General features: G+C 71.1%; 26 protein-coding genes. 9 read left to right on the top strand and 17 right to left on the bottom strand.

Annotation, left to right across the window (positions count from 1 at the left end):
- The coding region (locus tag KCH48_RS28255) for a BTAD domain-containing putative transcriptional regulator (RefSeq protein ID WP_210577709.1) at positions 1-1,839 on the bottom strand (1,839 nt) is incomplete at its 3' end.
- Positions 1,840-1,998: 159 nt separating this feature from the next.
- Between KCH48_RS28255 and KCH48_RS28250 the strand changes: the two genes are divergently transcribed.
- Positions 1,999-2,799 carry a site-2 protease family protein gene (locus KCH48_RS28250; protein WP_210577708.1) on the top strand — a complete coding sequence of 267 codons (801 nt, stop codon included), beginning with the start codon at positions 1,999-2,001 and terminating at the stop codon, positions 2,797-2,799.
- Between the two features lie 2 nt (positions 2,800-2,801).
- Here KCH48_RS28250 and KCH48_RS28245 read toward each other — a convergent pair whose 3' ends face one another.
- The 3 genes from KCH48_RS28245 to KCH48_RS28235 are packed head-to-tail and all read right to left on the bottom strand — an operon-like array spanning position 2,802 to position 4,856.
- Positions 2,802-2,975, bottom strand: a complete 174-nt coding sequence (locus KCH48_RS28245; protein ID WP_210577707.1) for a hypothetical protein — start codon at positions 2,973-2,975, stop codon at positions 2,802-2,804.
- A 59-nt stretch (positions 2,976-3,034) separates the two neighbouring features.
- Positions 3,035-3,751 carry an NADPH-dependent F420 reductase gene (gene npdG, locus KCH48_RS28240; RefSeq protein ID WP_210577706.1) on the bottom strand — a complete coding sequence of 239 codons (717 nt, stop codon included), beginning with the start codon at positions 3,749-3,751 and terminating at the stop codon, positions 3,035-3,037.
- A 37-nt stretch (positions 3,752-3,788) separates the two neighbouring features.
- Entirely contained in the window at positions 3,789-4,856 is a 1,068-nt protein-coding gene (locus KCH48_RS28235; RefSeq protein ID WP_210577705.1) for an exo-alpha-sialidase, read from the bottom strand.
- Positions 4,857-4,967: 111 nt separating this feature from the next.
- Between KCH48_RS28235 and KCH48_RS28230 the strand changes: the two genes are divergently transcribed.
- Both KCH48_RS28230 and KCH48_RS28225 read left to right on the top strand, forming a co-directional pair.
- The gene (locus tag KCH48_RS28230) at positions 4,968-5,573 is read left to right on the top strand and encodes a hypothetical protein (RefSeq protein ID WP_210577704.1); all 606 of its coding nucleotides are present in this window, start codon (positions 4,968-4,970) and stop codon (positions 5,571-5,573) included.
- A gap of 42 nt (positions 5,574-5,615) precedes the next feature.
- On the top strand, positions 5,616-6,920 hold the full coding sequence (locus KCH48_RS28225; RefSeq protein WP_210577703.1) for an MFS transporter: 1,305 nt from the start codon (positions 5,616-5,618) through the stop codon (positions 6,918-6,920).
- Between the two features lie 84 nt (positions 6,921-7,004).
- On the opposite strand, the gene KCH48_RS28220 is transcribed toward KCH48_RS28225, so the two are convergent.
- Positions 7,005-7,235 carry a hypothetical protein gene (locus tag KCH48_RS28220; protein WP_210577702.1) on the bottom strand — a complete coding sequence of 77 codons (231 nt, stop codon included), beginning with the start codon at positions 7,233-7,235 and terminating at the stop codon, positions 7,005-7,007.
- Positions 7,236-7,293: 58 nt separating this feature from the next.
- On the opposite strand from KCH48_RS28220, the gene map reads away from it, so the two are divergent.
- Entirely contained in the window at positions 7,294-8,151 is an 858-nt protein-coding gene (map, locus tag KCH48_RS28215) for a type I methionyl aminopeptidase (protein ID WP_210577701.1), read from the top strand.
- A gap of 80 nt (positions 8,152-8,231) precedes the next feature.
- Entirely contained in the window at positions 8,232-9,230 is a 999-nt protein-coding gene (locus KCH48_RS28210) for a small ribosomal subunit Rsm22 family protein (protein ID WP_210577700.1), read from the top strand.
- On the opposite strand, the gene KCH48_RS28205 is transcribed toward KCH48_RS28210, so the two are convergent.
- Together KCH48_RS28205 and KCH48_RS28200 are read right to left on the bottom strand one after the other, a co-directional pair.
- A complete protein-coding gene (locus tag KCH48_RS28205) occupies positions 9,227-10,579 on the bottom strand; it encodes a S28 family serine protease (protein WP_210577699.1) in 1,353 nt (450 codons plus the stop codon). The two genes, KCH48_RS28210 and KCH48_RS28205, sit on opposite strands and share 4 nt — an antisense overlap.
- 110 nt (positions 10,580-10,689) lie before the next feature.
- The gene (locus tag KCH48_RS28200; protein ID WP_210577698.1) at positions 10,690-10,884 is read right to left on the bottom strand and encodes a DUF6243 family protein; all 195 of its coding nucleotides are present in this window, start codon (positions 10,882-10,884) and stop codon (positions 10,690-10,692) included.
- Between the two features lie 128 nt (positions 10,885-11,012).
- On the opposite strand from KCH48_RS28200, the gene KCH48_RS28195 reads away from it, so the two are divergent.
- Both KCH48_RS28195 and KCH48_RS28190 read left to right on the top strand, forming a co-directional pair.
- Positions 11,013-11,636, top strand: coding sequence for a TetR/AcrR family transcriptional regulator (locus KCH48_RS28195; protein ID WP_210577697.1), 624 nt, complete (start codon positions 11,013-11,015; stop codon positions 11,634-11,636).
- Positions 11,637-11,784: 148 nt separating this feature from the next.
- Positions 11,785-12,525, top strand: coding sequence for a bifunctional DNA primase/polymerase (locus KCH48_RS28190; RefSeq protein ID WP_210577696.1), 741 nt, complete (start codon positions 11,785-11,787; stop codon positions 12,523-12,525).
- Positions 12,526-12,534: 9 nt separating this feature from the next.
- Here the strand turns inward: KCH48_RS28190 and KCH48_RS28185 are convergent, their stop codons facing one another.
- The 6 genes from KCH48_RS28185 to KCH48_RS28160 form a co-directional block, all read right to left on the bottom strand.
- Positions 12,535-13,548 (bottom strand): hypothetical protein, encoded by a 1,014-nt coding sequence (locus KCH48_RS28185; RefSeq protein WP_210577695.1) that lies wholly within the window; start codon positions 13,546-13,548, stop codon positions 12,535-12,537.
- Positions 13,490-14,380: an iron uptake transporter permease EfeU gene (efeU, locus tag KCH48_RS28180; protein WP_210577694.1), complete on the bottom strand. Its 891-nt coding sequence runs from the start codon at positions 14,378-14,380 to the stop codon at positions 13,490-13,492. The genes KCH48_RS28185 and efeU overlap by 59 nt, the downstream gene beginning before the upstream one ends.
- Before the next feature lie 3 nt (positions 14,381-14,383).
- The gene (gene efeB / locus KCH48_RS28175) at positions 14,384-15,628 is read right to left on the bottom strand and encodes an iron uptake transporter deferrochelatase/peroxidase subunit (protein WP_210577693.1); all 1,245 of its coding nucleotides are present in this window, start codon (positions 15,626-15,628) and stop codon (positions 14,384-14,386) included.
- 11 nt (positions 15,629-15,639) lie between these two features.
- Positions 15,640-16,794, bottom strand: coding sequence for an iron uptake system protein EfeO (gene efeO, locus KCH48_RS28170; RefSeq protein ID WP_210577692.1), 1,155 nt, complete (start codon positions 16,792-16,794; stop codon positions 15,640-15,642).
- A 189-nt stretch (positions 16,795-16,983) separates the two neighbouring features.
- Complete coding sequence (locus KCH48_RS28165) at positions 16,984-17,805, bottom strand: heme ABC transporter ATP-binding protein (protein WP_210577691.1); 822 nt, start codon at positions 17,803-17,805, stop codon at positions 16,984-16,986.
- Positions 17,806-17,953: 148 nt separating this feature from the next.
- A complete protein-coding gene (locus KCH48_RS28160) occupies positions 17,954-19,039 on the bottom strand; it encodes an iron ABC transporter permease (RefSeq protein WP_210577690.1) in 1,086 nt (361 codons plus the stop codon).
- 77 nt (positions 19,040-19,116) lie between these two features.
- Between KCH48_RS28160 and KCH48_RS28155 the strand changes: the two genes are divergently transcribed.
- On the top strand, positions 19,117-19,761 hold the full coding sequence (locus KCH48_RS28155) for a PhzF family phenazine biosynthesis protein (RefSeq protein ID WP_210577689.1): 645 nt from the start codon (positions 19,117-19,119) through the stop codon (positions 19,759-19,761).
- 30 nt (positions 19,762-19,791) lie between these two features.
- Here the strand turns inward: KCH48_RS28155 and KCH48_RS28150 are convergent, their stop codons facing one another.
- The 3 genes from KCH48_RS28150 to KCH48_RS28140 all read right to left on the bottom strand — a co-directional run bounded on the left by KCH48_RS28150 (position 19,792) and on the right by KCH48_RS28140 (position 23,034).
- On the bottom strand, positions 19,792-20,439 hold the full coding sequence (locus KCH48_RS28150; protein ID WP_210577688.1) for a heme oxygenase (biliverdin-producing): 648 nt from the start codon (positions 20,437-20,439) through the stop codon (positions 19,792-19,794).
- Between the two features lie 136 nt (positions 20,440-20,575).
- A complete protein-coding gene (locus tag KCH48_RS28145) occupies positions 20,576-21,751 on the bottom strand; it encodes a serine hydrolase (RefSeq protein ID WP_210577687.1) in 1,176 nt (391 codons plus the stop codon).
- Complete coding sequence (locus KCH48_RS28140; RefSeq protein WP_210577686.1) at positions 21,703-23,034, bottom strand: multidrug effflux MFS transporter; 1,332 nt, start codon at positions 23,032-23,034, stop codon at positions 21,703-21,705. Before KCH48_RS28140 ends, KCH48_RS28145 begins: the two co-directional genes overlap by 49 nt.
- Before the next feature lie 85 nt (positions 23,035-23,119).
- On the opposite strand from KCH48_RS28140, the gene KCH48_RS28135 reads away from it, so the two are divergent.
- The gene (locus KCH48_RS28135) at positions 23,120-24,163 is read left to right on the top strand and encodes a Gfo/Idh/MocA family protein (protein ID WP_210577685.1); all 1,044 of its coding nucleotides are present in this window, start codon (positions 23,120-23,122) and stop codon (positions 24,161-24,163) included.
- Here KCH48_RS28135 and KCH48_RS28130 read toward each other — a convergent pair.
- Positions 24,150-25,772: an alkaline phosphatase gene (locus tag KCH48_RS28130; RefSeq protein WP_210577684.1), complete on the bottom strand. Its 1,623-nt coding sequence runs from the start codon at positions 25,770-25,772 to the stop codon at positions 24,150-24,152. The genes KCH48_RS28135 and KCH48_RS28130 overlap by 14 nt on opposite strands.
- Positions 25,773-25,821 lie beyond the last annotated feature (49 nt).

Below are 25,821 nucleotides of genomic sequence, written 5' to 3'. Positions count from 1 at the left end.
GGACTCGTCGAGCCGTTCGCCCGCGTACTCGGCGACGGTCTCCAGGAGCCGGTAGCGCATCTCGCCGCCCTCACCCGAAGGGCCGGCCACGACAAGGGACTTGTCGACGAGGGAGCCGAGTGCGTCGAGGGCGGCCGGTCCACAGACGGCCTCGGCGGCGGCGAGTTCGCAGCCGCCCGCGAACACCGAAAGACGGCGCAGGACGTCGCGCTCGTCCGAGTCGAGCAGGTCCCAGGACCAGTCGACGACGGCCCGCAGGGTCTGCTGGCGGGGCAGCACCGTACGACTGCCGGAGGTGAGCAGCCGGAAGCGGTCGTCGAGCCGGTCCACGATCTGACGGGGCGTCAACATCCGTAGCCGGGCCGCCGCGAGCTCGATGGCCAGCGGCAGCCCGTCGAGCCGCCGGCAGATCTCGGCGGCGGCCTCGGGATCGTCCTCGACCCGGAAGCCGGGCCGGGCGGCAGCACCCCGGTCCGCGAGCAGCCGCAGCGCGACCGGCTCCGGCAGCGGCTCCACCGGCCGCACCAACTCCCCCGGCACACCGAGGGGTTCACGGCTGGTGGCCAGGACGGTGAGCCCGGGACACCGCTCCAGCAACTGCTCGACCAGCCGGGCGGCGGCCTCGACGACATGCTCGCAGTTGTCGAGGACGATCAGCATCCGCCGCCGGCCGCAGTGCTCGACGAGCCGTACGACGGGATCGTCATGCCGCTCGAACCCGGCCCGTATCTCCTCCGCTCCGGCCCCGAACAGCACGGTCTCGCGCGCACCCAGGGCCGTGAGTACGGCTTCCGGTACGGCGGCCGGGTCGTCGACCGGCGCCAGCTCGGCCAGCCACACCCCGTCCCGAGCCACGTCCCGCACGGCCTCGGCGGCCTCCTGCGACAGCCGCGTCTTCCCCGCCCCGCCGGGTCCGAGCAGCGTCACCAGCCGGGCGGCGGCGAGGTCGCCGCGGATGGCATCGATGTCGGCTTCGCGGCCGACGAAGGAGGTGAGCCGGGCGCGGAGGTTGCCCGCACGGCCCTCACCCCCGACCTGTCCGGCACCCTTCGCCCCCCACCCGCTGCCGGAGGAACTCGTACCCGCACGCGGACCGGAGCCGTCCCTGTGCGCGCCCTCCTCCGGCCGGAGCAGTTCCCCGTGCAGCGCCCGCAGTTCCGGCCCCGGGTCCGAGCCGAGCCGGTCCGCCAGGAGTCGGCGCAGGTCCTCGTAAGCGGCCAGCGCCTCCGCCGCGCGGCCCGCGTCGCGCAGGGCGCGCAGACGCAGGGCCTGGAGGGGCTCGTCCAGGGGGTGGCTGTCGCACAGGGCGGTCAGCTCGGGCAGGGACTGCTCGGCCTGGCCGAGGGCGAGGGCGGCGGCGTGCCGGGCGCGGAGCGCGTCAAGGCGCCGGGTCTCGCAGCGGGCCGTCTCCGCGGTGCGGTCGGGCAGGTCGGCGAGGGCGGGGCCGCGCCAGAGCGCGAGGGCGTCGTCGAGGACGCCGGCCGCCTTGGCGGGGTCGCCGTCGGTGAGGGCGCGCAGCCCGTCACCGACCAGCCGCTCGAAACGATGCAGGTCGATGTCGTCACCCGAGGCGGCGAGCCGGTACCCGCCCGCCACGGACTCCACGGCATCCGCCCCCAGCGCCCTGCGCAGCCGCCCCACCAGCGCCTGCACCGCCCCCGTCGCGTCGGCCGGCGCCTCGCCGTCCCACACCTCGTCCACCAGCACACTCACCGGCACGGTCCGCCCCGGCCGCAGGGCCAGCACCGTCAGCAGCGCACGCAACCGCGCCCCGCCGACGGGAACGGTGGTGCCGTCGGTGCGGAGGGCCTGAGTCGTGCCGAGGATGCGGTAGCGCACGGGCCCATTGTCCCTGCTGCCGCCCTCACGCTGCCTCCGGGTTTACCCGCGCATGAACGGTGCGGAGCCGGAACCCACAGCTGACCGCGAGACGTTCTCCTCCTGGGCCCGGTACCGTCGGGCACTCGCAGCGCAGTGCAGATGAGCCAGGGGAGCCCGATGACCACCGCCACCACCCGCCACAGTGACCGGCGGATCAGTCCCGTCTTCGTCGGGATCATGGCCGTCACCGCGGTCACCGGATGGGCCACCTGGACCGGGTTCGCGGAGCAGCCCGGTGTGGCCGTGTTCCTGTTCGTGACGGCGGCGTGGATCGTCTCGCTGTGTCTGCACGAGTACGCGCACGCGCGCACGGCCCTGCACAGCGGCGACATCACGGTGGGCGCGAAGGGCTATCTCACGCTCAACCCGCTGAAGTACACGCACGCCCTGCTCAGCATCGTCCTGCCCGTGCTGTTCGTGATCATGGGCGGGATCGGTCTCCCCGGTGGTGCCGTCTTCATCGAGCGCGGGCGGATCCAGGGGCGTTGGCGGCACAGCCTGATCTCCGCGGCGGGTCCGCTGACGAACGTGCTCTTCGCCGCCGTGTGCACCGCGCCGTTCTGGCTGGACGCGCTCGACGGCGTGCCGCGCGACTTCCAGTACGCGCTCGCGTTCCTGGCGCTGCTCCAGGTCACGGCCGCGATCCTGAACTTCCTGCCGGTGCCGGGGCTGGACGGCTACGGGGTCATCGAGCCGTGGCTGTCGCACAACGTCAAGCGGCAGGTGGAGCCGTTCGCGCCGTTCGGCCTGCTGTTCGTGTTCGCGCTGCTGTGGCTGGGGCCGGTCAACAGCGTGTTCTTCGACGCCGTAGACTCGATCCTGTCCGCCATGGGGATCACCGACCTGGAGACCTACTGCGGTCAGGACCTGTACCGCTTCTGGCAGGACACGAGCGAGTACTGCCAGATCGGCCAGTGACGTCAGGCCTCTCGGCCGGCCTTGCCGCGCTTGACGTAGTACCAGGCCATGTTCGACGACAACCCCGCCAGCAGCACCCACACGACGCCCAGCCAGCTGCCCTGCACGAAGGAGACGACGGCCGCGGCGACGGTGAGGGCGCAGACGGCGAGGGCGTAGAGGGCGAGGCGGGGCATGGGGTCGGCTCCTGTCGGGGGGACACTGCGGATCGCTGCCTCCAGTGTCCCCCATCCCCTCATACGTCCGTGATGCGGAGCCCCGCGTGTGCCTTGTAGCGGCGGTTCACGGAGATCAGGTTCGCCACCAGCGACTCGACCTGGTGGGCGTTGCGCAGCCGCCCCGAGAAGATCCCGCGCATGCCGGGGATGCGGCCGGCGAGGGCCTGCACGATCTCGACATCGGCGCGCTCCTCCCCCAGCACCATCACATCGGTGTCGATCTCCTCGACCTCCGGGTCCTCAAGGAGCACCGCCGACAGATGGTGGAAGGCGGCGGTCACCCGGGAGTCCGGGAGCAGCGCGGCGGCCTGCTCGGCGGCGCTGCCCTCCTCCGGCTTCAGGGCGTACGCGCCCTTCTTGTCGAAGCCGAGCGGGTTGACGCAGTCGACGACGAGCTTGCCGGACAGCTCGGCACGCAGGGATTCGAGCGTCTTGCCGTGCCCCTCCCAGGGCACAGCGACGATCACGATGTCGCTGCGACGCGCGCACTCGGCGTTGTCGGCTCCCTCGACGCCGTACCCCAGCTCCCCGGCGGCGGACTGCGCGCGCTCGGCGGCCCGCGAGCCGATGATCACCTTCTGGCCGGCCCGGGCGAGCCGGTAGGCGAGGCCCTTGCCCTGCGGCCCGGTCCCGCCGAGCACGCCGACGACGAGACCGGAGACGTCGGGCAGGTCCCAGGGATCCTTGGCGGGGGCCTTCGCGGGCTTCTGTGCAGCACTGTCGGTAGAGGTCATGGGCCGACTTTACGTCCGTGCCCGCGGCCCCACCGGGTCAGGTGAGCTCCGTCACGGGGATGCGGCGGAAGCTGATCGTCTCGTAGGGGTTGAAGTCCCCCGTCTCGTAAAGCAGTCCGACGGTGGACGCGTCGGCGCGGACCAGGTCGGAGTACCCGGCCGGGAGGCCGTCGACGGTGAACGCCGGCCGCCAGGTGGTGCCGCCGTCGGTGGAGGCGCGCAGGGTCATCAGGGCGCGGCCGTGGGCGGGGCCTGAGTACAGGAGCAGGTCGGGGTCGCGGAGCTGGAGGAGGCTCGCCTGGCAGACGGGGGCGGTCAGTCCGGCCTGGGGGCGGAACGGCTTCACCAGGGTCCGGCCGCCGTCCTCGGAGTGGGCGTCGGCGCGGTTGCCGGGCGAGCGGGAGTCGGTGCGGGTGTTGAAGTAGACGCGGCCGTCGGGGAGTTCGGCGGCGGTGGTCTCGTTGGCGTTGAGGTAGTCGGTCGGGCTGTCGTCGACGTAGCCGAGGTACCAGGTCTCGCCGCGGTCGTCGCTGAGCAGGCAGTGGCCGCCGTTGTACCGGGGCTCGTTGCCGACATCGGAGCCGGTGGGCGGCACGGTGTGGTTGGCGGGGACGACGACCCGGCCGGTGCTCAGCTGGAGGGCGTGGCCGGGCCCGGTGGCGTACCAGCGCCAGCCGACCTCCTTGACTTGATGCGTGATCTCCCGGGGCTCCGACCACGTCACCCCCTCATCATCACTGTGCTGCACCCACACCCGCCGCCCGTCCTGGTCCTTGACCTCGCCGCGCAGGATCGCGCTCTCGGCCGCGTCGGCGGCGGAACGGCACTGGACGAGCAGCACGCGGCCGGTGTCGAGGACGACGGGGGCGGGGTTGCCCGCGAGGTCGCCGCCGTTGCGGGCGGCAACCTGCAACGGCCCCCAGGTGCGGCCGCCGTCCGTCGACCGCTTCAGCACGATGTCGATGTGCCCGTAGTCGCTCGCGGAGTCGACACGGCCCTCGCAGAAGGCGAGCAGCGTTCCGGAGGCGGTGGCGACGACCGCGGGGATCCGGTAGCTGGCGTAGCCGTCGTCGCCCGCACGGAACGGGACGCTGGTCTCTGACATGCGCGTACTCCTCGTGACGTGTTCGGCGGCGATCCGGCCGTCTGCCCATCATGGGCGAATTCGTGGTGAACTCCACATCACAAGTCGCTGGTTGCGGCAGGATGCCGTCGCATGGACGCCGTACGGGTCGCGCTGCTGCGCGAAGTGCTCGCCGGGACCGAGTGGTTGGGCGCCACGCGACGGTTCGCGGGGGTGCTGCGCGGTTCGGTCGTGTCGCACGGCGGCGGCCTGCTGCTGGTCGGCACACCGGAGTACGAGCCCTGGCATCTCGCCGCCCATCTCGTCGACGAGGCCGCGTGGTCGGGCACGCCGGAGCTGTCGCCGACTCTCGTACGACATGACGCGCGCCCCTCGGATCCGGCGCACCTGGCCGTGGGTCTGGGCCGGCTCGCGGCGGCCCGGCGTGGAGAGACGCTGCTGGTGGTCTCACCGGCGGGCTCCTGCACGCCCGCGACCCTCGAGCGGGTTCACGACGCTCGGCGGGCCGGGGCGACGGTGCTGGCGCTCGGCGCGGACGAGGGCGAGTTGGCGGCGATGGCGCACGAGAGGCTGGCCGTGTCCGAGTCGGCGGAGCTGGACCTGGACACCGTGCAGCATCTGGTCAGCGCGGCGGCCGGGGAGAGTTCGCTGCCGGTCTCCCGAGGACGGCGGAGGCTTCGGGACCGGCTGTCGCGGCTGGCGGACGAGCTGACCGCACCACCCCCCACCCCCTGGTAATTCGGTTGCCCCACCTCCGGGCGTCCCGAACCATGAGCCCCCGTGACCGACGACTCCCCCGACCCCCCTTCCCGCCTCAGCGCCCTGTTGCCCGACCTCGCACCCTGGCGGGCCTCCCGTGACTTCCGGCGGCTGTGGTTCTCGGGGCTGATCTCGAACTTCGGCAGCTTCCTCACCTTCGTCGCGCTTCCGGTGCAGCTGAAGGAACTGACCGGATCAGCAGCGGCGGTGGGCGCGATCGGCGCCGTGGAACTCGTACCGCTGCTGGTTTTCGGGCTCTACGGCGGGGCGCTCGCGGACGCCTGGGACAAGCGCAAGCTGATCATCTGGACCGAGGCCGGCCAGGGCCTGCTCACCGTGGCCCTGCTGGTCAACGCGCTCCTCCCACAGCCCGCCATCTGGCCGCTGTACGTCGTCGCCGCCCTGTCCTCCGCCCTGTTCTCCGTGCAGCGGCCCGCGCTCGACTCCCTCTGGCCCCGGATCGTGGCCCACGAGCACCTGCCGGCGGCGGCCTCGCTGAACGCCTTCCGCTGGACGTTCGGCGGGGTCGCGGGCCCGGCCCTGGCGGGCGTGGTCGTCGCGTACGCGGGCCTGGGCTGGGCGTACGGCGCCGACCTCGCGACCTTCGTCGTCTCCGTCGTACTGATCCTCCGCATCGCCCCCTCCCCTGCGTCCCACGAGGCGGCGAAGCCGTCGCTGAAGGCCATCGCCGAGGGCGCCCGGTACGCGTGGAGCCGCAAGGAGCTGCTCGGCACCTACGCCGTCGACCTCGCGGCGATGTTCCTGGCGATGCCGCTGGCCGTACTGCCGTTCCTCGCGGACGAGTTGGACGCCGAGTGGGCGCTGGGCCTGATGTACGCGTCGGTCCCGCTCGGCGCGATGCTGGTGAGCCTGACGAGCGGCTGGACGTCACGGGTCCATCGCCACGGCCGGATGGTGGTGGTGTCGGCGGCCCTCTGGGGTCTGGCGATCGCGGCCGCCGGAGTCGTCGGCGACGTATGGCTGGTGCTGCTGTTCCTGACCGTGGCGGGCGGCTGCGACATGGTCAGCGGGATCTTCCGCGCGGCCATGTGGAACCAGACGATCCCGGACGAGCTGCGGGGGCGGCTCGCCGGGATCGAGTTGCTGTCGTACTCGGTCGGCCCGACCGTCGGGCAGGTCCGCGCGGGGGGCTTCGCCGCGGTGTGGGGGGTACGGGCGTCGGTGTGGTCGGGCGGGCTGCTGTGTGCGGGTGCGGTGGGGTTGCTGGCGCTGTGTCTGCCGAAGCTGATGACTTACGACGAGCGCACGAATGAGCATGCGGTGCGGCAGCGGGAGCGCGGGGTGGCTGCGCCGACTGGGACCTGATGTCCGTGGTTTGGGTGCGGCGCCGTTGTGGCTTGTCGCGCAGTTCCCCGCGCCCCTATGGGGCGCGACTTCAGGGCCGATTAGTCAGTCGTCGTCGGTCTTCGTCGCCGGGGTGTCGTGCCACCTGGGGTCGTTCTCCCACTCCAGGTTGCGTTCGCGGGCCGTTGCCATCGCTTGGTCGGCTTCCGCGCGGGTGGCGTACGGGCCGAAGCGGTCCTTGGCGGGGCACTCGGGCCCCTCCTCCACCTTCTTGTGCTCCAGGCAGTAGTACCACTCGCCCGGCTTGCCGACGGTCCGCTTCTTGAACAGGGCCATGACCGGCTCCTTTCACCACAGACATGTTCCCCCATGCCCGCCGTCTAGACTCGCTGGCATGTCTGGCCAGTCGCTGCTCGTTCCAGGGGAGCTGTCCCCCACCCGTCCCGTGCCCGGAAACATCCGTCGCCCCGAGTATGTCGGCAAGCCCGCGCCGACGCCGTACACCGGCCCGGAGGTGCAGACGCCCGAGACGATCGAGGCGATGCGCGTCGCCGGGCGGATCGCCGCGCGGGCGATGGCGGAGGCGGCCAAGCTGATCGCCCCCGGGGTGACCACGGACGAGTTGGACAAGGCGGCGCACGACTACATGTGCGACCACGGTGCCTACCCGTCGACGCTCGGCTACCGCGGCTTCCCCAAGTCCCTGTGCACGTCCCTCAACGAGGTCATCTGCCACGGCATCCCCGACTCCACCGTCCTGCGCGACGGCGACATCATCAACCTCGACGTGACGGCGTACATCGGCGGGGTGCACGGCGACAACAACGCGACGTACCTGGTCGGCGAGGTCGACGAGGAGAGCCGGCTGCTGGTGGAGCGCACGCGTGAGTCCCTGAACCGCGCGATCAAGGCGGTCAAGCCGGGCCGCCAGATCAACGTCATCGGCCGCGTGATCGAGTCGTACGCGAAACGCTTCGGCTACGGAGTCGTCCGGGACTTCACGGGCCACGGCATCAACTCGTCCTTCCACTCGGGCCTGATCATCCCGCACTACGACAGCCCGCACGCCACCACGATCATGCAGCCCGGCATGACCTTCACGATCGAGCCGATGCTGACGCTCGGCACGCACGAGTACGACATGTGGGACGACGGCTGGACGGTCGTCACGAAGGACCGCCGCCGGACGGCCCAGTTCGAGCACACGCTGGTGGTGACGGAGACGGGGGCGGAGATCCTGACGCTGCCGTAGCGGTGCCGCAGGATGCTTCTCGCCCCCGCGAGGAAAAGCCAGGTCCGCAGTCGCGTCCGGCGCGCTCGTAGAATCGGTGGGTGAATGTCCCCGTGCGCCCGGCCGAGACCCTGCGTGATGCCCTCGGCGCCCTCCTCGACGGCCTTCCGTCGCGCCAGGCCGCGCAGGCCGTCGACCGGCTGATCGCGAACTACCGCGGCGCGACCCCGACCGACACCCCGATCCTCCGCGACCGAGCAGACGTGGCGGCCTACGCGGCGTACCGGATGCCGGCGACGTTCGAGGCGACCCACTCCGCGCTGGAGGCGTTCGCGCAGGCCGTGCCGGAGTGGGCGCCCGGCAGTCACATCGACGTCGGCGGCGGGACCGGCGCCGCGACCTGGGCCGTCACCGCGACCTGGCCCGGCGAGCGCAGCGTCACCGTGCTGGACTGGGCCGAGCCCGCGCTCGCCCTCGGCAGGGAGATCGCCGCCGCGAACCCGGCGCTGCGGGACGTACGCTGGCAGCGCTCTCGTATCGGATCGGCGCTCACAATAGAGAGCACTGATCTCGTCACGGTCTCCTACGTCCTCAACGAACTCACCGCCCCCGACCGAGCCGCCCTCATCGACGCCGCCGCCACCGCCGCCCAGGCCGTGGTGATCGTCGAACCCGGCACCCCCGCCGGCTACTCCCGCATCATCGAGGCCCGCGACCGCCTCATCACCGCCGGATTCCGCATCGCCGCCCCCTGCCCGCACAGCGAGGCCTGCCCCATCGTCCCCGGCACGGACTGGTGCCACTTCTCGGCCCGGGTCAGCCGTTCCTCACTCCACCGCCAGGTCAAGGGCGGCTCCCTCGCCTACGAGGACGAGAAGTTCGCCTACGTCGCCGCCACCCGCCTCCCGGTCACCGTCACCCCGGCCCCCTCCCGCGTCGTACGCAAACCACAGATCCGCAAGGGCCAGGTCCTCCTCGACCTCTGCGAGACCGACCCCTCCCTGCGCCGGGTCACCATCACCAAACGCCACGGGGACACGTACAAGGCCGCCCGCGACGCCGACTGGGGCGACCCGTGGCCCCCGGACACCCGGGACTAGGACACGTCTGCCACGCCTGCCCAGCGGCGCAGGGTGGCGACGGCCGCCGCGTGGTCGGCGGGGGACAGGTCCTCCAGCCTGACGTGGTGGTTCGTGTCGGGCGCCCACAGGACGCGTGAGTCGTGTGCGCCGGGACGGAAGGGCTCGGCGACCGCCGGGTCCATCGCGCCGTTGACGAACAGCAGCCGGCTGCCACGCCGGCGGACCCAGCGGTCGATGTCCGGCATGGCGTCGGAGTCGAAGCGCAGGGGGATGTCACGTGGCACGAAACTGCGGGGCTCGATGGCCCGCGGATAGCGCAGCAATCCGGCCAGGTGGGCGGTGGGGACACTCAAGTAGCCCATCTGCGTGCCGAGTTGATACCAGTAGGGGATGTAGTGCGTCGCGGTCTCGTCGGCATACACGGGCAGCGCGGCGGTGCGCTCCAGCCACGCGTACAGCTCATCGGTCGTGGCGGCCGGGCCCGGGATGGTGCTGCCGTCCCCCGTGCCGTTCTGCCAGAACATGAACAGCACGCGCAGGACGGCGATCTCGAGTGCCTTGTCCGCGCTGCCGACGACGCGGAAGCCGGTGCCGTTGGACGCCGCCCATGCCTCGTAACGGGCGACCATGTCGGAACGGCGCAGCAGGATCTCCCGCTGGGCCGCCTTCAGCGCGTCGCGCGTCTCGGCGGTGCCGATGGTCTCCAGGAAGCGGAGGTAGGCGGAGTCGTCCCGGTCGTCGACGTTGTTCGGCGCGGCGTAGGCGACGGTGCCGTCCACGTCGTACGGATGAAAGCGGCGGTGGTAGACGCTCGCCATACCGCCCTTGCTGCCGCCGGTCGAGATCCACGCGCCGCCGTACAGGCGACGGAAGAGGCGGACGACGCGGTGGTGGTCGTCGGCGGCCTGGCGGATCGTCAGGTGGGTGTGGTCGAGGGCCGGCGGGCGGGACGTGCCGAAGTAGCGGTGCTCGACCTGGAGTTGGTTGGCGTCCAACAGGACGGTCGGCTCGGATCGGTATGGGCTGAGGGTCGCCTCGTAGCCGGTCGTGAACAGGACCGTCGGCCGGTCGGCCGAAGTGTGCAGCAGGGTGAGGCGCTGCTCGAAGGTGCCGGCCGCGGGGTCCGTGTGGTCGACGGGCTGGCGCAGGCCGAGGACGAAGAAGCGGTACCCGGGCTCGGCGCCCGGCCGTTCCTCGATCACCCGCAGTCCGGGCAGGGCCCGTAAGGCGTCCAGTACGTCGTCGTTTCCGGCGCGGGAGCCGCCTGTTGCCGCCCGCGAGGGAACGGTGGCCGCGACGGCCAGGCCCGCTGCCGAGGCCGTCGAGGCTGTCGCGGTGAGCAGTCGTCGTCTCGTCCAGGTGCGCATCGTGATTCCTCCCCGGTGTCGGTCGCTGACCGCTCAAGTACAGCGACCCGACGCCGGGGGAGGATCCCGCGTGCAGGGGGGACGATCTCCCCCGGGCGGGGGAGGTCCGTTCACGATGACTCGTCTGCGGTGCGTCCCTCCTCGCGTTTCTCCTGGAGCTTGCGCAGCAGCTCCCGCTTCTGGGCCTGGGGATCGACGGAGCCGCCGACCCGGCTGCCCCGTGCGCTGCCGCGCAGCGCGTCGCGGCCGAGCTTTCTGCGGGTGCCGCCGACTCCGAGCATGTTTCCGGCTCCGCCTCGCGTCATGGCGGGCTCCTTCCTGACGGATGTACGGATGTACCGCAACGTATTTGCACGAGACGTATCGTCTCGCCTCTGACGCTCCCCACTGTCCGGCGAGACGCATCGTCTTGTCAACCTGATAAATTCGGCCCATGGCCAAGAACCCCACCTCCGCCCCCGACTCCACCCGCCGCAGCGAGAAGTCCCGTCGCGCCATCTACGACGCCGCGCTCGAACTGGTCGCGGAGGTCGGCTATCCCAAGACCACCATCGAGGGCATCGCCGCCCGCGCCGGCGTCGGCAAGCAGACGATCTACCGCTGGTGGTCGTCGAAGGCGGACGTCCTGCTGGAGGCGTTCCTGGATCTGAGCGAGCAGGCGTCGCGGGAGGCGGGCGCGGAGGAGTCGTACGTCATTCCGGACACCGGCGACCTCGCCGCCGACCTCAAGGCCGTGCTGCGGCTCACCGTCGACCAGCTCAAGGACCCCCGCTTCGAGGCTCCCTCCCGCGCCCTGGCCGCCGAGGGTGTGGTCAACGAGAAGCTCGGCCGGATCTTCATGACCAAGCTCCTCGAACCGTCGCTCCAGCTGTACGTCGACCGCGTGCGGGCCGCACAGGACGCCGGGCAGGTGCGCCAGGACGTCGACCCGCGCATCGCCCTCGAACTCTGGGTCTCCCCGCTCGCCCAGCGCTGGCTGCAGTACACGGGCCCGATCTCGTACGAGTACACGGACACCCTCGTCGACTACGCCCTGCACGGCATCGCGCCCCGGTAAATCACCCCAAAGCCGTCGATGCACCCCGATTCGGGAGCAGCGCCCTCCTCGTCCCTCCTACCCCGGATGTCAGCTCCGGCCCCCCGGAGCGCAGGATGGTGGGACCATAGGGCATGCTGTCCGCTACCACAGCGAGGCGAGGGGATAGATGAGCGCGGAGTTCGGCGGTCGTTCCGGCCGGCAGGGCAAAATCTCCCAGTGGCTGCGGGGACGCCGCCCGAAGGAGGCCGTCGGCGACGACGGCCGTGAGGCCCTGCTGCTCGCCGCCGCCGGGGCGGGCCTGCCGCTCGCGCCCGCCGCGTACCCGGCCACCGGCTACGGCTGTTCCTGCGACCGCGTCGGCTGTCCCACCCCGGCGAGGCACCCGGTCTCCTTCGCCTGGCAGACGCAGTCCACCACCGACCGCGCGCAGATCGAGCGCTGGGCCCGGCACCAGCCGCAGGCCAACTTCATCACCGCGACCGGCATGGTCCACGACGTCCTCGACGTCCCCAAGGAGGCGGGCCAGGAGGCCATGGAGCGGCTGCTGGCCTCCGGCATCGAGGTCGGCCCGGTCGCCGAGAGCGACGACGGCCGCCTGCTGTTCTTCACCCTCACCCGCGGCACCCCCGAGGACGAGGACGAGTGGTGGCCCTGCGAGCTGGACTGCCACCCCGAGACGATGGACGAGCACCCCGGCCTGCGCTGGCACTGCCGCGGTTCGTACGTCCTGGTGCCGCCCGCCCGGCTCCCCGGCGACGGCGGCCACACCGTGCACTGGCTGCGCGGCCCGGAGCATCCGCTCCCCGACCCGCTGAGCCTGCTGGAAGTCCTCACCGACGCCTGCGCCCGCTACGTCGGTGAGGACTCCGGCCATGTGACCGGCGCCGCCTGGCCCCTGCGGCACTGACCGGCGGGGTTACTCGCCCTTCGCCGATGTAAGACCCTGGATCCGCCCGAGGATCGTCACCTTGCCGGGCCCCTTCGGGTCCAGCGCCACCTCGTTGGAGACGAACTCCATCGTCAGCGACTGCTTGATCTCACCGGTCGTCAGCGCCAGCACGTCGTCGCTCGGCGTCGGCACCGACGTACCCGCCGCCGCCGTCTCCTTCTCGTAGTGGCGGGTGGTGAAGAACACCAGCGCCCCGCCGTCCTTCGTGCGCACGGCCACCGGCGCGTAGTCGCCGTCCGTCAGCGGCTCGTCGAGGTACTGGGTGACCAGACCCGGCTTCTTGGCCTCCTGCTGCCGCTCCGTACGCCATCCGCTGGTGTGCGGGCCCGAAGCGAAGGCCGACTCCCCGCCGTTCTTGAGGTAGTCGGTGTACTCCTCGCCCAACTCGCCGGGCGCGGCGGCCAGTTCGGCGGAGTTCATGGGCACGGCCTCGGCGAGACCGTCCTTGTCCTTCTTGAGCTCTGGTACGTCGTCGGGCGCGACCAGCGTCAGATAGGCCACCTCCCACGGCTCCTGAAGCCCGCCGCGGGTGAACACGAACAGCCAACGCGCGCTGCCGCCCTTGTTCCCCGCCGCGTCGGCGATGAACCAGCGCGGCCAGCCCGCCTTCTTGACGATCGTGTACTTCACGTCCGACAGCTTCAGCGGCGCGTGGTTCGGATTGCCCTCGGGGCTGCGCGCCTTCCCGGCCTTCAGCCGTGCCGCGTCGATGTCACTGAGGGCGCCGGCCACATGGTCGGCGTCCAGGGAGCTGTCGTACGCCTTGTCGGCCGCGTTGTACGCGCTCGTGAACTGCTGGAGCGCCTTGGCGGCTTCGGCCCCGGTGGCGGCGGGGAGCACCTCGCGCTCCCCGTGCACCACCACGCACCCGCTCGCGGTCAGCGACAAAGCGGTCACGGAGGCTGCAAGCAGCGCGCTCCGGTCAATCCTGCGAAGACTGCGAAGGCTGAGCTGCCTTCGAAGGCCGCGATCCCTGCTCATCGGCTACCTTCACCTTCCCCTTCCCGGAGGCGAACCCTACCGGGGCGAAGAACAACGCGAGCGTCGGGATCAAGTACAGCAGCCACACCGTGACCTGGAGGACGGTCGGATCCGGCTGGAAGTTGAAGACGCCCTTCAGGAGAGTGCCGTACCAGCTGTCCGGCGGGATCGTGCCGCTGATGTCGAAGGCCTTGTTGTTCAGGCCGGGCAGCCAGTCGGCCTCCTGAAGGTCGTGGAAGCCGTACGCCAGGACGCCCGCCGCCACGACGACCAGCATGGCGCCGGTCCAGGTGAAGAACTTGGCGAGGTTGATCCGCACCGCGCCCCGGTAGAACAGCCAGCCGAGCACGACCGCGGTGGCGATGCCCAGGGCCACGCCGACCAGCGGGCGCGGGGTGCCGTCGCCGGCCGCGCGCACCGACGCCCACACGAACAAGGCCGTCTCCAGGCCCTCCCGGCCCACCGCCAGGAAGGCCGTCGCCACCAGCGCGCCCGTGCCCATCTGCAGGGCCGCGTCGAGCTTGCCGTGCAGGTCCGCCTTGAGATGCCGGGCGGTGCGCCGCATCCAGAACACCATCCACGTCACCAGGCACACCGCGAGGATCGACAGCGAGCCGCCGAGCGCCTCCTGCGCCTCGAACGTCAGCTCCTGGGAGCCGAATTCGAGCGCGCAGCCGAAGGCCAGCGCGAGCGCCGCCGCGACACCGATGCCGATCCAGATCGGTTTCAGCGCGTCCCTGCGGTCGGTCTTCACCAGGTAGGCGATGAGGATGCAGACGACGAGGCTGGCCTCCAGGCCCTCGCGCAGTCCGATCAGGTAGTTGGAGAACACGGGCTACGCCTCCTCGGAGAACAGCGCCCGGCCCCACCAGTCGTCCTTGTCGCGGACGCCGGGCGGGACCGCGAAGATCGCCGAACCCACATGCTGGATGTACTCGTTGAGGGTGTCCGGCGCCAGGCTGCGCTGGATGGGGATGAAGCCCTTGCGGACGTCCCGCTGGTAGGCGAGGAAGAACAGGCCCGCGTCCAGGCGGCCCAACCCGTCCGTGCCGTCGGTGAAGGAGTAGCCGCGGCGCAGGATCGTCGCCCCGTCGTTGGTGTCGGGGTGCGCGAGCCGGACATGCGCGTTGGGCAGCATCGCCTTCAGGAACGGCTCATCGCGCTCCTTCGCCTTGCCGACCGGGGCACCCTCGCCCTTGTCGCGGCCGATGATGTCCTCCTGCTCCTGCAGCGAGGTCCGGTCCCAGGTCTCGATGTGCATGCGGATACGCCGGGCGACGAGATACGAACCGCCGACCATCCACGCGGGACCCTCCGTGCCGGAGACCCACACGAACTTCTTCAGCCGGTCCGTCTCCGTCCCCGCGATGTTGCGGGTGCCGTCCTTGAAGCCCATGAGGTTGCGCGGGGTCTGCTCCTCGGGCGTCGTCGACGACGTCTTCCCGAAGCCGAGCTGGGACCACTTGATGACGACCTTGCCGAAGCCGATACGGGCCAGGTTGCGGATGGCGTGCACGGCGACCTGCGGATCGTCCGCGCAGGCCTGGATGCACAGATCGCCGCCGCTGCGGTTCTTGTCGAGGTTGTCGCCGGAGAACTTCGGCAGGTCGACGAGGGCCTCGGGGCGGGCGTCCGCCAGGGCGAACTTCTCGAACAGGGAAGGCCCGAAGCCGATCGTCAGCGTCAGCCGCGACGGCTTGAGGCCCAGCGCCTCGCCGGTGTCGTCCGGCGGCGCCTCGGCCAGACCGCCGTACGCGCCCTCACCGACCGTCTGCCCGGCCGCCATCCGGCGCGCGGCGACCGTCCAGTCCTTCAGCATCTGGACGAACTGCGCGCGGTCGTCGGTCTTCACGTCGAACGCGGCGAAATGCAGCCGGTCCTGCACCGGCGTGGCGATGCCCGCCTGGTGCACGCCGTGAAAGGCGACCGCCGCGCCCGCCGCGGCGCCGGCCGGGTCGACATCGTCGCCGGTGCGGGCCATCGCCACCGCACTCCCGGCCGCGGCGGCACCGAGCGCGAGCCCGGCACCGCCCCAGCCGATCAGCGCACGCCGGGACGGAGATCCCGAGGTCTCGGTCATGAGGGTGCCCCCTACTTCACGACGACTGCGGCGGCCAGCTTGGAGAGGGGCTCGGCGAGCGCGTTCACCGCGTCCGACAGCTCCTTGCGATCGGCCTCGCCGACCTTGTCGTACGAGGTGAAGTCGTATGACGTCTTGTCCGCGCGGTACTTGTCCAGCAGCCCGTTCAACGCGCCGAACTGCTTGTCGAGTTCGGTCACCAGCGCCGGGTCGTTCTCCTGGGCGACGGACTTCAGCAGCTCGTACGACTTCTCCGCGCCCTCGACATTGGCCTTGAAGTCGACCAGGTCGGTGTGGGAGTAGCGCTCCTCCTCGCCGGTGACCTTGCCGGTGGCGACCTCGTCGAGGAGTTCCTTGGCGCCGTTGGCCATGGAGGTCGGGGTGATCTCGGCCTTGCCGACCCGCTTCTGCCAGTCCTTCAGGTCGGTGATGAGCTGGTCGGCGAGTTCGGAGTCGCGGGCGGTGAGCTTCTTGTCCTTCCACAGCGAGCGCTCGATGCGGTGCCAGCCGGTCCAGTCCTTCTCCAGGTCCTGGCCCTCCTCCAGACCGTCCTCGCGCAGGTCGACCTTGGGGTCGATGTCACCGAAGGACTCGGCGACCGGCTCGGTGCGCTCCCAGCCGATACGGGAGGGCGCGTACGCCTTCTTCGCGGCCTCCATGTCGCCGTCCTTGACCGCCTTGGCGAACGTCTCGGCGAGCGGCACCGTCTCGTCGGCCTGCGTCTGCGCGTACTCGCGGTAGGCGGCGACGGCCTTGTCGAGACGCGGGTCGCGCTTGGCCGCCGTCCCGCCGGTGACCTTGATGTCCTGGCGGATGCCGTCGCCCTTCATGCCGGGCTTGCAGGCGATCTGGTAGTCGCCCGCCTTCACTTCGGCGGTGACGCGCTGCTTGGTGCCGGGGCCGATGTTCTCGCGCTCGGTCACCACCCGGTCGTCCGGGAAGAGGATGTAGACCTCGTTGACCTTGGAGCCCTTGTTCTCGATGGCGAGCTCGACGTGCCCGGCCGGGACCTCGTTCTTCGACACCTCGCACTTGTCGTCCGTCGCGGTCACGTTGATCACGTTGTCGCCGCTGCCAGAACCGCCCTTCTCGGTGCAGCCGGTGAGAGCGGTCAGCGCCGCCACGGTGGTGGCGGCGGTGATGACGGAGAGTCTGGCGGGGCGCATACAGGCTCCATGGAGGTGGCGAGAAATCGCTGACAGGGGACACATAGCGTTGGCAAGGCTCGCCTAACTTAACCGAGCCTTACCTGCGTGATACCCCGCCGTACCGTGATTCAGCTCTCATGGACGGTGTATGAGCACGAGCCGATCACGCTGGCTCAAATCGGACCCCACGGAAGGGTCAAGGAAGCGTCAAAGGTCACGCCTCGGGGTCACCAGGACCGCGCCCGTCCGGGGATGCGGCAGCACCTCGACCTCCTGGTCGTACACCTCCGAGAGCAGCCGGTCCGAGAACACCTCCCCGGGCGGCCCGTCCGCCACCACCTCCCCGGCCCGCAGAATCGCCACCCGGTGCGCATAGGCCGCCGCGAGCCCCAGATCGTGCAGCACGACCACCACCGCGTCCCCGGCCCGCGCCCGCTCCCGGCACAGCCGCAGCACCAGCTCCTGATGCCTGAGATCCAACGCCGCCGTCGGCTCGTCGAGCAGCAGCAACGGCGCCCGCTGAGCAAGCACCCGAGCGAGCGCGACACGGGCTCGCTCGCCGCCGCTGAGCGCGGAGAACGGGCGCGTGGCGAATGCGGTCACCTCGGCCCGGTCCATCGCCTCGGCCACGGCGGCGTCATCGTCCTCGACCGCGGTCGCGGCCCACGGCGCACGCCCCATACGGACGACCTCCTCGACCGTGAAGGGAAACGACAACGCCGCCGACTGCGGCAACACCGCCCGCCGCAGGGCCAGTTCAGGCGCCGACCACTCCGACGCCGGACGCCCCAGAATCCGTACGACCCCCTCCGCGACCGGAAGATCAGCGGCGAGCGCACCCAACAGGGTGGACTTACCGGCCCCGTTGGGCCCGACGAGGGCAAGCACTTCACCGGCACGGGCGGCGACGGACACGCCGTGAAGGACGGCGCGGGACTCGAGCCGGACGTGGAGGGCCTGCGCTTCGGCGAGAACGTCGCCGGGTTGGGCGGGGGCAGGAGGGTTGGGGCGAGGGCGGAGGAGTCGCATGGGCGGGGTCCTTGGGTTCGAAAAACAGGGTTGAGGTTGCAGAGGGGGGCGGGGGCAACTCCTTAGGGGCGCGGGGCTGTATTGGATTTGCGGCTACCGCCGCGTGGGCGCGACCAGCCCCCACACACCCGCAGACGACACACGACCCCTAGGCCCAACCCCCCTGCCGCCGCCGAGTCCTCCGCAACAGCCAGAAAAAGAACGGACTACCGATCAGCGCCGTCAGCACCCCCAGCGGAAGCTCCGCCGGCGCCGCCATCGTCCGCGCAGCCAGATCCGCCCCCAAAAGAACCACCGCACCCCCCACCGCACTGCCCGGCACCAGGAAGTGATGCCCGGGCCCAGCCGCCATCCTCAATAGATGCGGCACCACCAGACCGACGAAGACGATGACACCGGACACGCTCACCGCGGCCGCCGTCAGCAACGCGACGACAAGGACCAGCACGATCCGCAGCCGCTCCACCTCGACCCCCAGATGCCGCGCGGGCCGGTCGCCGAGCGCGAGCAGATCGAGCCGGCGCGAATACACCGGCGCCACCAGCAGCCCGATCGCCGCACACGGCAGCACCGCCAGCACCTTCGACCAGGTCGCCTGGGAGAGGGAACCCAGCTGCCAGAAGGTGATCTGGTTCACCGCCGCGGTATCGGCGAGAAAGATGAACAGCCCGACGAGCGCCCCGCAGAACGCGTTCACCGCGATCCCCGTGAGGATCAGCGTCACGACCTCCGTACGGCCGCCCGAGCGCGACATCCCGTACACCAGCAGCACGGTGCCGAGCCCGGCGACGAAGGCCATGGCGGGGAGCGTCCAGTTGCCGAAGAAGGACAGGCCGAGCGAGATCGAGGCCACCGCGCCGACCGCCGCGCCCAAGGAGACGCCGATCGTGCCCGGTTCGGCCAGCGGGTTGCCGAACACACCCTGCATCAGCGCGCCCGCACAGCCCAGCGAGGCGCCGACGAGCAGCGCGAGCACGATCCGAGGAAAGCGGACGTTCCACAGCACAGACTCGGCGACCCGGTCCAACTCCCCGCCGCCGAGCCCGACTTTGTGCTGCACGGAGGCGAGGACGTCCCCCACCGGGATCGGGTACGCGCCGATCCCCGCGGCGACCGGAACGAGGACGAGGAGACCGACGACCATGCCGACCATCAACAGCCAGCCGGTGGTGCGCCGTCTGCGGGGCGGCACGTCGGCCGCCACCTCCCGCGCCGCCTTCTCCAGTACGGTCATCCGGCTCTCCCCTTCAGTGATCAAAGCTTAGGTTAGCCTTACCTCGCTCGTCACCGGCGTGCTGCTTCAATGCCTCTGTGACTGATTACGACGTGCTGCGTGTCTTCTGCGGCGCCGCGGGCGGACGCGGCAACGAACTCGGCGTCGTCCGCGACGGCTCGCTGATGCCGGAGCGGGAGGAGCGGCAGGCGTTCGCGGCGAAGCTCGGGTTCAGTGAGACCGTGTTCGTGGATGATCCCGAGCGCGGGGTCATCGACATCTACACGCCCAGCACACGGCTGCCCTTCGCCGGGTATCCCTGCGTCGGTACGGCCTGGCTCCTCGATGTCCCCGAACTGGTCACGCCCGCCGGTGTCGTGGGCGCCCGCCTGGACGGCGAGTTCAGCTGGATCGAGGCGCGGGCGGAGTGGGTTCCGCCGCGCACCCTGCGCCGGTACGCCACGGCCGCCGAGGTCGACGCCCTGCCGGTGCCGCCGCCCGGCGAGTGGGTGTACGCCTGGGCCTGGGAGGACGAGGCCGCGGGGCGGATCCGGGCCCGTGGCTTTCCCGGTCGCGGTGACGGTGTCGAGGAGGACGAGGCGACCGGGGCGGCGGCCATGCTGCTCACGGACCAGTTGGGCAGGGCCCTCAACATCACGCAGGGGTCGGGGTCTCAGATCCTCACCGCTCCGCAGCCGGGCGGCTGGGTGGAGGTCGGAGGGCGCGTGTTCCTGGAGCACTGAGCGCTGAAGACTGAGCACTCGCACTGAGCCCTATGCGCTCAGCGGAAACTCCTCGCCCAGCGCCCGGAACACCGCCGTGTTGAGTGCGAACGCCTTCTTGCACTCCGTGATGATGCGCTGCTTCTCCAGGTCGTCCGCGTGGACCCCGTCCAGCAGCTCCCGGTAACCCCGCTTGAACGCCGCCGGGTTGGCGATCTCCTCGAACACGTAGAAGCGGACGCCGTCACCCTTCCTCGTGAAGCCCCAGGTCCGCTCCGCCTTGTCGCGGATGATCTGGCCGCCGGAGAGGTCGCCGAGGTAGCGGGTGTAGTGGTGGGCGATGTAGCCCGCCGGCCAGGTGTCGGCGCACTCGGCGATGCGGGTCGCGTAGGCCTGGGTGGCCGGGAGGGCGGTGAGGGACGCGCGCCAGTCGGGGCCGCGCAGGTGCTCCAGGTCCCGCTCCAGCGCGGGGAGCCGGAAGAGCTCGGGCTGGATGAAGGGGCCGGCCACCGGGTCCGCCGCCAGCCGCTCGGTACCGGTCTCCAGTGCCTCGTACACGAACCACAGTTGCTCGGTGTAGCGCGCGTACGCGTCGACGCCGAGCCTGCCGCCGAGCAGGTCGCTCATGAACGTCGAGGTCTCCGCCTCCACGTGCTGCTCGTGGGACGCGGTACGGATGAGGGTCGAGAAGGAGTCCATGAGCCCTGATTTTCTACGGTTAGGCTTACCTAAGTCAACCACTTCCCGACCCCTTGTCGGGAAACTTGCCGACGTCCTGTCGGTAAAAGAGTACAAGAAAAGACCCGTCCCCAGCAGGGGACGGGTCGCGTGGGCGCTACAGCCCCCGCACCGCCCGCGCCACCCGCGTCCCCGCCCGTGCCCTCGGCCTGCTGTCCGCGGCCCGCCTCCGCGGATGCACCGCATTCGCCAGCAGCACCAGAAACGTGTCCGTCGCCGGATCCAGCACCAGCGACGTCCCCGTGAACCCCGTATGCCCGGCCGCCCCCTCCCCCGCCAGCTCCCCCATGAACCACGGCTGATCCACCGCGAAGCCCAGCCCGGGCGGCGTCAGCAGCAGCTCCACGAAGTCGGGACCGAGGATGCGCGCGGGACCGTAGGAGCCGCCCGCGAGCAGCGCCCGGCAGAAGACAGCGAGATCCCGTCCCGTCGAGAACAGACCCGCATGACCGGCCACCCCGCCCAGCGCCCAGGCGTTCTCGTCGTGGACGACCCCCCGCAGCATCCCCCGGTCCACCTTGGCCCACGGCCGCCGTTGGTCTTCCGTGGCCGCCGCATCGGGACGGGGACCATAGCCCGTCGCCGTCATCCCCAGCGGACGCGTGATTCCGTCGCGCACGAGCACGTCGAGCGCACGGCCCGTGATCCGTTCCAGCACCTGCTGCAGCAGCAACGGATTCAGATCGGAGTAGCAGTACGTGCCGGGCGCCCCGACCGGCGCCTCCGCCCGCAGCAGCGCCAGCCGTTCGGCCGCGTCGGCGCAGTCGTACAGCGGGAGCTCGGGCCGCAGCCCGGAGGTGTGGGTGAGCAGCTGCCGCACGGTGATGCCGTGCGCGGCGGCGGCCGTGAAGTCGGGCAGATACGCACCCACGCGCGCGTCGATGCCGAGCGTCCCCCGCTCGATCTGCTGCACGGCGGCGACGGCCGTGAACAGCTTGGTCAGGGAGGCGAGGTCGAAGGGGGTGCCGGTCGTCATGGGCACCCGTTCGGACGACGGCAGCTCCACGCCCGCGTCGGCCTCCGCGTCGTAGCGCTCGTACCGTACGGCCCACCCCACCGCCTCCTCGACGGCGATGACCGGCCCGCGCCCGGCGACCACGACGGCGCCCGCCGCCCAGGGGCGTGCCCCGGTGGTGAGGCCGTTCACCTCGCGGACGAGGCGGCTCAGTTCCCCGGGGTCGAGTCCGGCCCGTTCCGCTGTGCCGTTGCGCAGTCTCGGCGCGCTCAGCTCCCTGCTCCCTCCGAATCCGTACGCGTGTTCCAAGGACGGCACATTCCCACGAAGCAGGCCAGTGCCACCAGTGCCGCCGCCAGTTGGACGACGGCCATCGGGACGGCGGTGTCCTCCCCGGCGACACCGACCAGCGGCGAGGCGATCGCGCCGACGAGGAAGGAGGTCGTGCCGAGCAGCGCGGAGGCGGAGCCGGCGGCGTGCCGGGTGCGCATGAGGGCGAGGGCCTGGGTGTTGGGCAGGGTGATGCCCATCGCGGACATCAGCACGAACAGCGCGGCGGCCACCGGCACCAGCCCCACCTCGCCGAACACGCCAAGGGACATCACCAGCAGCGCGGTCGCGGCGGCGATGACGATCACCAGCCCGACGGCCAGCACCTTGTCGAGGTCGACCCGCCCGACCAGCACCTTCCCGTTGAGCTGACCGACGGCGATCAGCCCGACCGAGTTGATCCCGAACAGCACGCTGAACGTCTGCGGCGAGGCCCCGTAGATCTCCTGGATCACGAACGGCGAGGCGGCTATGTAGGCGAAGAGGGAGGCGAAGGCGAAGCCGCCGGCGATCATGTAGCCGGAGAAGGCGCGGTCGGCGAGCAGCCGCCGCATCGAGCGCAGGGCCTCGCCCACCCCGCCGTCGTGCCGTTCGCCGGGCTGCAGCGTCTCCGGCAGCTTCGCCCAGACGACGGCGGCCAGCGCCACCCCCACCACCGTGAGCACGACGAACACGCCCCGCCAGTCGGTCACTTGCAGGATCTGTCCGCCGATCAGCGGCGCCACGATCGGCGCTACCCCGGAGATCAGCATGAGGGTGGACAGGAAGCGGGCCATGTCCATGCCGTCGAACAGATCCCGTACGACCGCCCGCGCGATCACGATCCCGGCCGCGCCCGCGAGCCCCTGCACCAGCCGGAAGGCGACCAGCGTCTCGACGGTGGGCGCCAGCGCGCACAGGGCGGTGGCGACGATGTAGACCGCGAGACCGATGAGCAGCGGGCGCCGCCGCCCCCACTTGTCGCTCATCGGTCCGACGACCAGCTGCCCGAGCGCCATGCCGGCCAGACAGCCGGTGAGCGTGAGCTGGACGGTCGCGGCGGACGCGTGCAGGGACTCGGTGACCTGCGGCAGCGCCGGGAGGTACATGTCCATGGTCAGCGGCGGCACGGCGGTCATTCCGCCGAGGATGAGGGTGACGAGCATGCCGGTGCGGCGCACAGCACGGACGGCCGCTTCCGGCTTCGGTGCCGGTACGGCCGCCTGCGTCTCGTTCTGCGTCTCGTTCGATGTCTTCGATATGGCTGCCCTGGATGCCCCACGTTCGGGCATGCGCCCTCCCTCTCCTCGCGATACGGCCCCTATGCTCTCAGTTCGAACACAGTGGCTGGGGTCACACGAACGAGGGCGGGACGGGATGACGGCGGAGAACGTGCGGTGGGGGATCCTCGCGACGGGCGGGATCGCGGCCGCGTTCACGGCGGATCTGGTGGATCTGCCGGACGCGGACGTGGTGGCGGTGGCCTCGCGCTCCGCGGACTCGGCGAAGGCGTTCGCGGAACGGTTCGGGATTCCCCGGGCGTACGGCGACTGGGCCTCCCTCGCGGCCGACGAGGACATCGATGTCGTGTACGTCGCCACCCCGCACGCGGCACACCGGGCCGCCGCCGGTCTCTGTCTGGAGGCCGGGCGGAACGTGCTGTGCGAGAAGGCGTTCACGCTGAACGTGCGCGAGGCCGAGGAACTGGTCGCGCTGGCGAAGGCGCGCGGGAGCTTCCTGATGGAGGCCATGTGGATGTACTGCAACCCCGTGATCCGGCGACTGAAGGCCCTCGTCGACGACGGCGGGATCGGCGAAGTGCGCACCGTGCAGGCCGACTTCGGCCTTGCGGGCCCCTTCCCGCCCTCGCACCGTCTCCGCGACCCGGCGCAGGGCGGCGGCGCGCTGCTGGACCTCGGGGTGTACCCGGTGTCGTTCGCGCAGCTGCTGCTCGGGGAGCCGTCGGACATCGCGGCGCGAGCAGTGCTCTCGGACGAGGGCGTCGATCTCCAGACGGGTGCACTGCTCTCGTGGGAGAGCGGTGCTCTCGCCTCGGTGCACTGCTCTGTCGTCGGCGGTACGTCCGTCTCCGCGTCGGTCACCGGCTCGCAGGGCCGCATCGACATCCCGTACGGCTTCTTCCACGCCGACCGCTTCGTCCTGCACCGCGACGGCCGTGAACCGGAGGTGTTCGCCCACGACACGGCCGCCGACCCGCACAACAGCCTCAAGTACGAGGCCCGCGAGGTGATGCGGGCCCTGCGGGCCAGCGAGACCGAGTCCTCGCTCGTCCCCCTCGACGGCACCCTCGCCGTGATGCGGACGCTCGACGCGATACGTGACCGCATCGGTGTCCGCTACCCCGGCGAGGGCGACGAGACCGACGACCAGGAAGCCGTACCGGCCGTCACACCGGCTTGAGCCCCGGCGCCCCCGCCTCCGTCACGAAGGACGCGGCCGTCGTCACCGGTGCGCCCGGCGTCGTTGCGTAGGCCAGCGTCTTGAAGTCGGCCCGCGCCGACTCCCGGCCCAGCGCGACCGTCGCATAGCCACGCAGCCCGTTGTAGAACTTCATGTGCGGGTTGGCGGCCAGGTAGGTGGCCCAGTTGGCGGGCTTCTCGGAGCCGTTGCCGCCGCTGGAGATCGAGGTGGCGACGATCTCCGTGCCCACGGTCGGTGAGTCGGGGTCGGCGAAGTCCCGCTTGATGTCGAAGCCGTAGCCCACGTGGACGTCGCCGGTGAGGACCATCAGGTTCTCGATCCCGGCCGCCTCGGCACCGGCGAGGACGCGCTCGCGGGAGGCCGGGTAACCGTCCCAGGAATCCATGGAGACCGGGGAGGGCGGAGTCGTGGTGTTGTGCCGGCGGGAGAAGGTGACCTGCTGCGGGACCACGTTCCACAGCGCGCGCGAGCGGTGCCAGCCGTCGATCAGCCACTGCTCCTGCGCGTCACCGGTCAGCGTGCGCGCCGGGTCCTCGGACTCGGGCCCGGGCAGCTGCCAGCCGTCGCCGTACGCCTGGTTGGAGCGGTACTGTCGAGTGTCCAGCACATCGAACTGGGCCAGCCGGCCCCAGTGCAGCCGCCGGTAGAGCTGGAGGTCGGGGCCGTCGGGCAGCTGAGGGCGGCGCAGCGGCATGTTCTCCCAGTAGGCGCGATAGGCGGCGGCCCGGCGGATCAGGAACTCCTCCGGCGGGACGCTGTTCTCCGGGATGTCGTCGGCGTAGTTGTTCTCGGTCTCGTGGTCGTCCCAGGTGACGATGAACGGGTGCGCCGCGTGCGCGGCGGCGAGGTCGGCGTCCGACTTGTACAGCGCGTACCGCAGCCGGTAGTCCTCCAGCGTCACCGTCTCGCGGTTGAGCAGGTCGGGCAGGGTGCCCGCCGGGTAGGCGCGGGCGCCGCCGACGGAGCTGACCGGGTACTCGTAGAGGTAGTCGCCGAGGTGGAAGACCAGGTCCACGTCGTCCTCGGCGAGGTGCCGGTAGGCGGTGAAGTAGGCCTGGTCGTAGCGCTGGCAGGAGACCACGCCGAAGGTCAGCGCGGAGACCTTGCTGCCGAGGCCGGGAGCGGTGCGGGTGCGGCCGACCGGGCTGACCCAACGGCCCACCCAAAAGCGGTAGTAGTACACACGGCCCTCGTCCAGACCGTCGACCGCGACATGCACGGTGTGGTGGAACTCGGGGTGCGCGGTCGCCGCACCACGTCTGGCGATCCGGCGGAACTTCTCGTCACGCGCCACCTCCCACTGGACGGTGACACGCGCGGCGGGCAGACCGCTGTCCGGCTGAAACGGTGCGGGCGCCAGCCGCGTCCACAGAAGCACGGAGCCGGGCTGCGGGTCGCCGGAAGCGACGCCGAGCGTGAACGGGTCCTCGACGATCTGCGCCGCGTCGAGCTCAGCGGCACTGGCGGTGCCTCCGGCAGGCAGATTCACAGCAAACGCGAGCGCGGCAGCCGCGCCGGTGACGGTCAGAAAACGACGTCGGCCCAAGTGGCGCGCGACGGCACGGAGTTCGGGGGTGTGCTGGGACATCCTGGTCCTCCCCTGGCAATGGGATGCAGGACGATTGGAGTGACCCAGG

The sequence above is a fragment of the Streptomyces sp. GESEQ-4 genome (assembly GCF_017948455.1).
Lineage (GTDB): Bacteria > Actinomycetota > Actinomycetes > Streptomycetales > Streptomycetaceae > Streptomyces.
Note: the sequence above shows the minus strand (reverse complement) of the source record. Positions and strands in the feature narration are given on the sequence as shown.

Excerpts from the sequence above, each read along its gene's own strand:
- KCH48_RS28250 (WP_210577708.1), top strand. The coding sequence starts at position 1,999 with ATGACCACCGCCACCACCCGCCACAGTGACCGGCGGATCAGTCCCGTC.
- KCH48_RS28245 (WP_210577707.1), bottom strand. The coding sequence starts at position 2,975 with ATGCCCCGCCTCGCCCTCTACGCCCTCGCCGTCTGCGCCCTCACCGTC.
- npdG (WP_210577706.1), bottom strand. The coding sequence starts at position 3,751 with ATGACCTCTACCGACAGTGCTGCACAGAAGCCCGCGAAGGCCCCCGCC.
- KCH48_RS28235 (WP_210577705.1), bottom strand. The coding sequence starts at position 4,856 with ATGTCAGAGACCAGCGTCCCGTTCCGTGCGGGCGACGACGGCTACGCC.
- KCH48_RS28230 (WP_210577704.1), top strand. The coding sequence starts at position 4,968 with ATGGACGCCGTACGGGTCGCGCTGCTGCGCGAAGTGCTCGCCGGGACC.
- KCH48_RS28220 (WP_210577702.1), bottom strand. The coding sequence starts at position 7,235 with ATGGCCCTGTTCAAGAAGCGGACCGTCGGCAAGCCGGGCGAGTGGTAC.
- map (WP_210577701.1), top strand. The coding sequence starts at position 7,294 with ATGTCTGGCCAGTCGCTGCTCGTTCCAGGGGAGCTGTCCCCCACCCGT.
- KCH48_RS28205 (WP_210577699.1), bottom strand. The coding sequence starts at position 10,579 with ATGCGCACCTGGACGAGACGACGACTGCTCACCGCGACAGCCTCGACG.
- KCH48_RS28200 (WP_210577698.1), bottom strand. The coding sequence starts at position 10,884 with ATGACGCGAGGCGGAGCCGGAAACATGCTCGGAGTCGGCGGCACCCGC.
- KCH48_RS28195 (WP_210577697.1), top strand. The coding sequence starts at position 11,013 with ATGGCCAAGAACCCCACCTCCGCCCCCGACTCCACCCGCCGCAGCGAG.
- KCH48_RS28190 (WP_210577696.1), top strand. The coding sequence starts at position 11,785 with ATGAGCGCGGAGTTCGGCGGTCGTTCCGGCCGGCAGGGCAAAATCTCC.
- KCH48_RS28185 (WP_210577695.1), bottom strand. The coding sequence starts at position 13,548 with ATGAGCAGGGATCGCGGCCTTCGAAGGCAGCTCAGCCTTCGCAGTCTT.
- efeB (WP_210577693.1), bottom strand. The coding sequence starts at position 15,628 with ATGACCGAGACCTCGGGATCTCCGTCCCGGCGTGCGCTGATCGGCTGG.
- efeO (WP_210577692.1), bottom strand. The coding sequence starts at position 16,794 with ATGCGCCCCGCCAGACTCTCCGTCATCACCGCCGCCACCACCGTGGCG.
- KCH48_RS28165 (WP_210577691.1), bottom strand. The coding sequence starts at position 17,805 with ATGCGACTCCTCCGCCCTCGCCCCAACCCTCCTGCCCCCGCCCAACCC.
- KCH48_RS28160 (WP_210577690.1), bottom strand. The coding sequence starts at position 19,039 with ATGACCGTACTGGAGAAGGCGGCGCGGGAGGTGGCGGCCGACGTGCCG.
- KCH48_RS28150 (WP_210577688.1), bottom strand. The coding sequence starts at position 20,439 with ATGGACTCCTTCTCGACCCTCATCCGTACCGCGTCCCACGAGCAGCAC.
- KCH48_RS28140 (WP_210577686.1), bottom strand. The coding sequence starts at position 23,034 with ATGCCCGAACGTGGGGCATCCAGGGCAGCCATATCGAAGACATCGAAC.
- KCH48_RS28135 (WP_210577685.1), top strand. The coding sequence starts at position 23,120 with ATGACGGCGGAGAACGTGCGGTGGGGGATCCTCGCGACGGGCGGGATC.
- KCH48_RS28130 (WP_210577684.1), bottom strand. The coding sequence starts at position 25,772 with ATGTCCCAGCACACCCCCGAACTCCGTGCCGTCGCGCGCCACTTGGGC.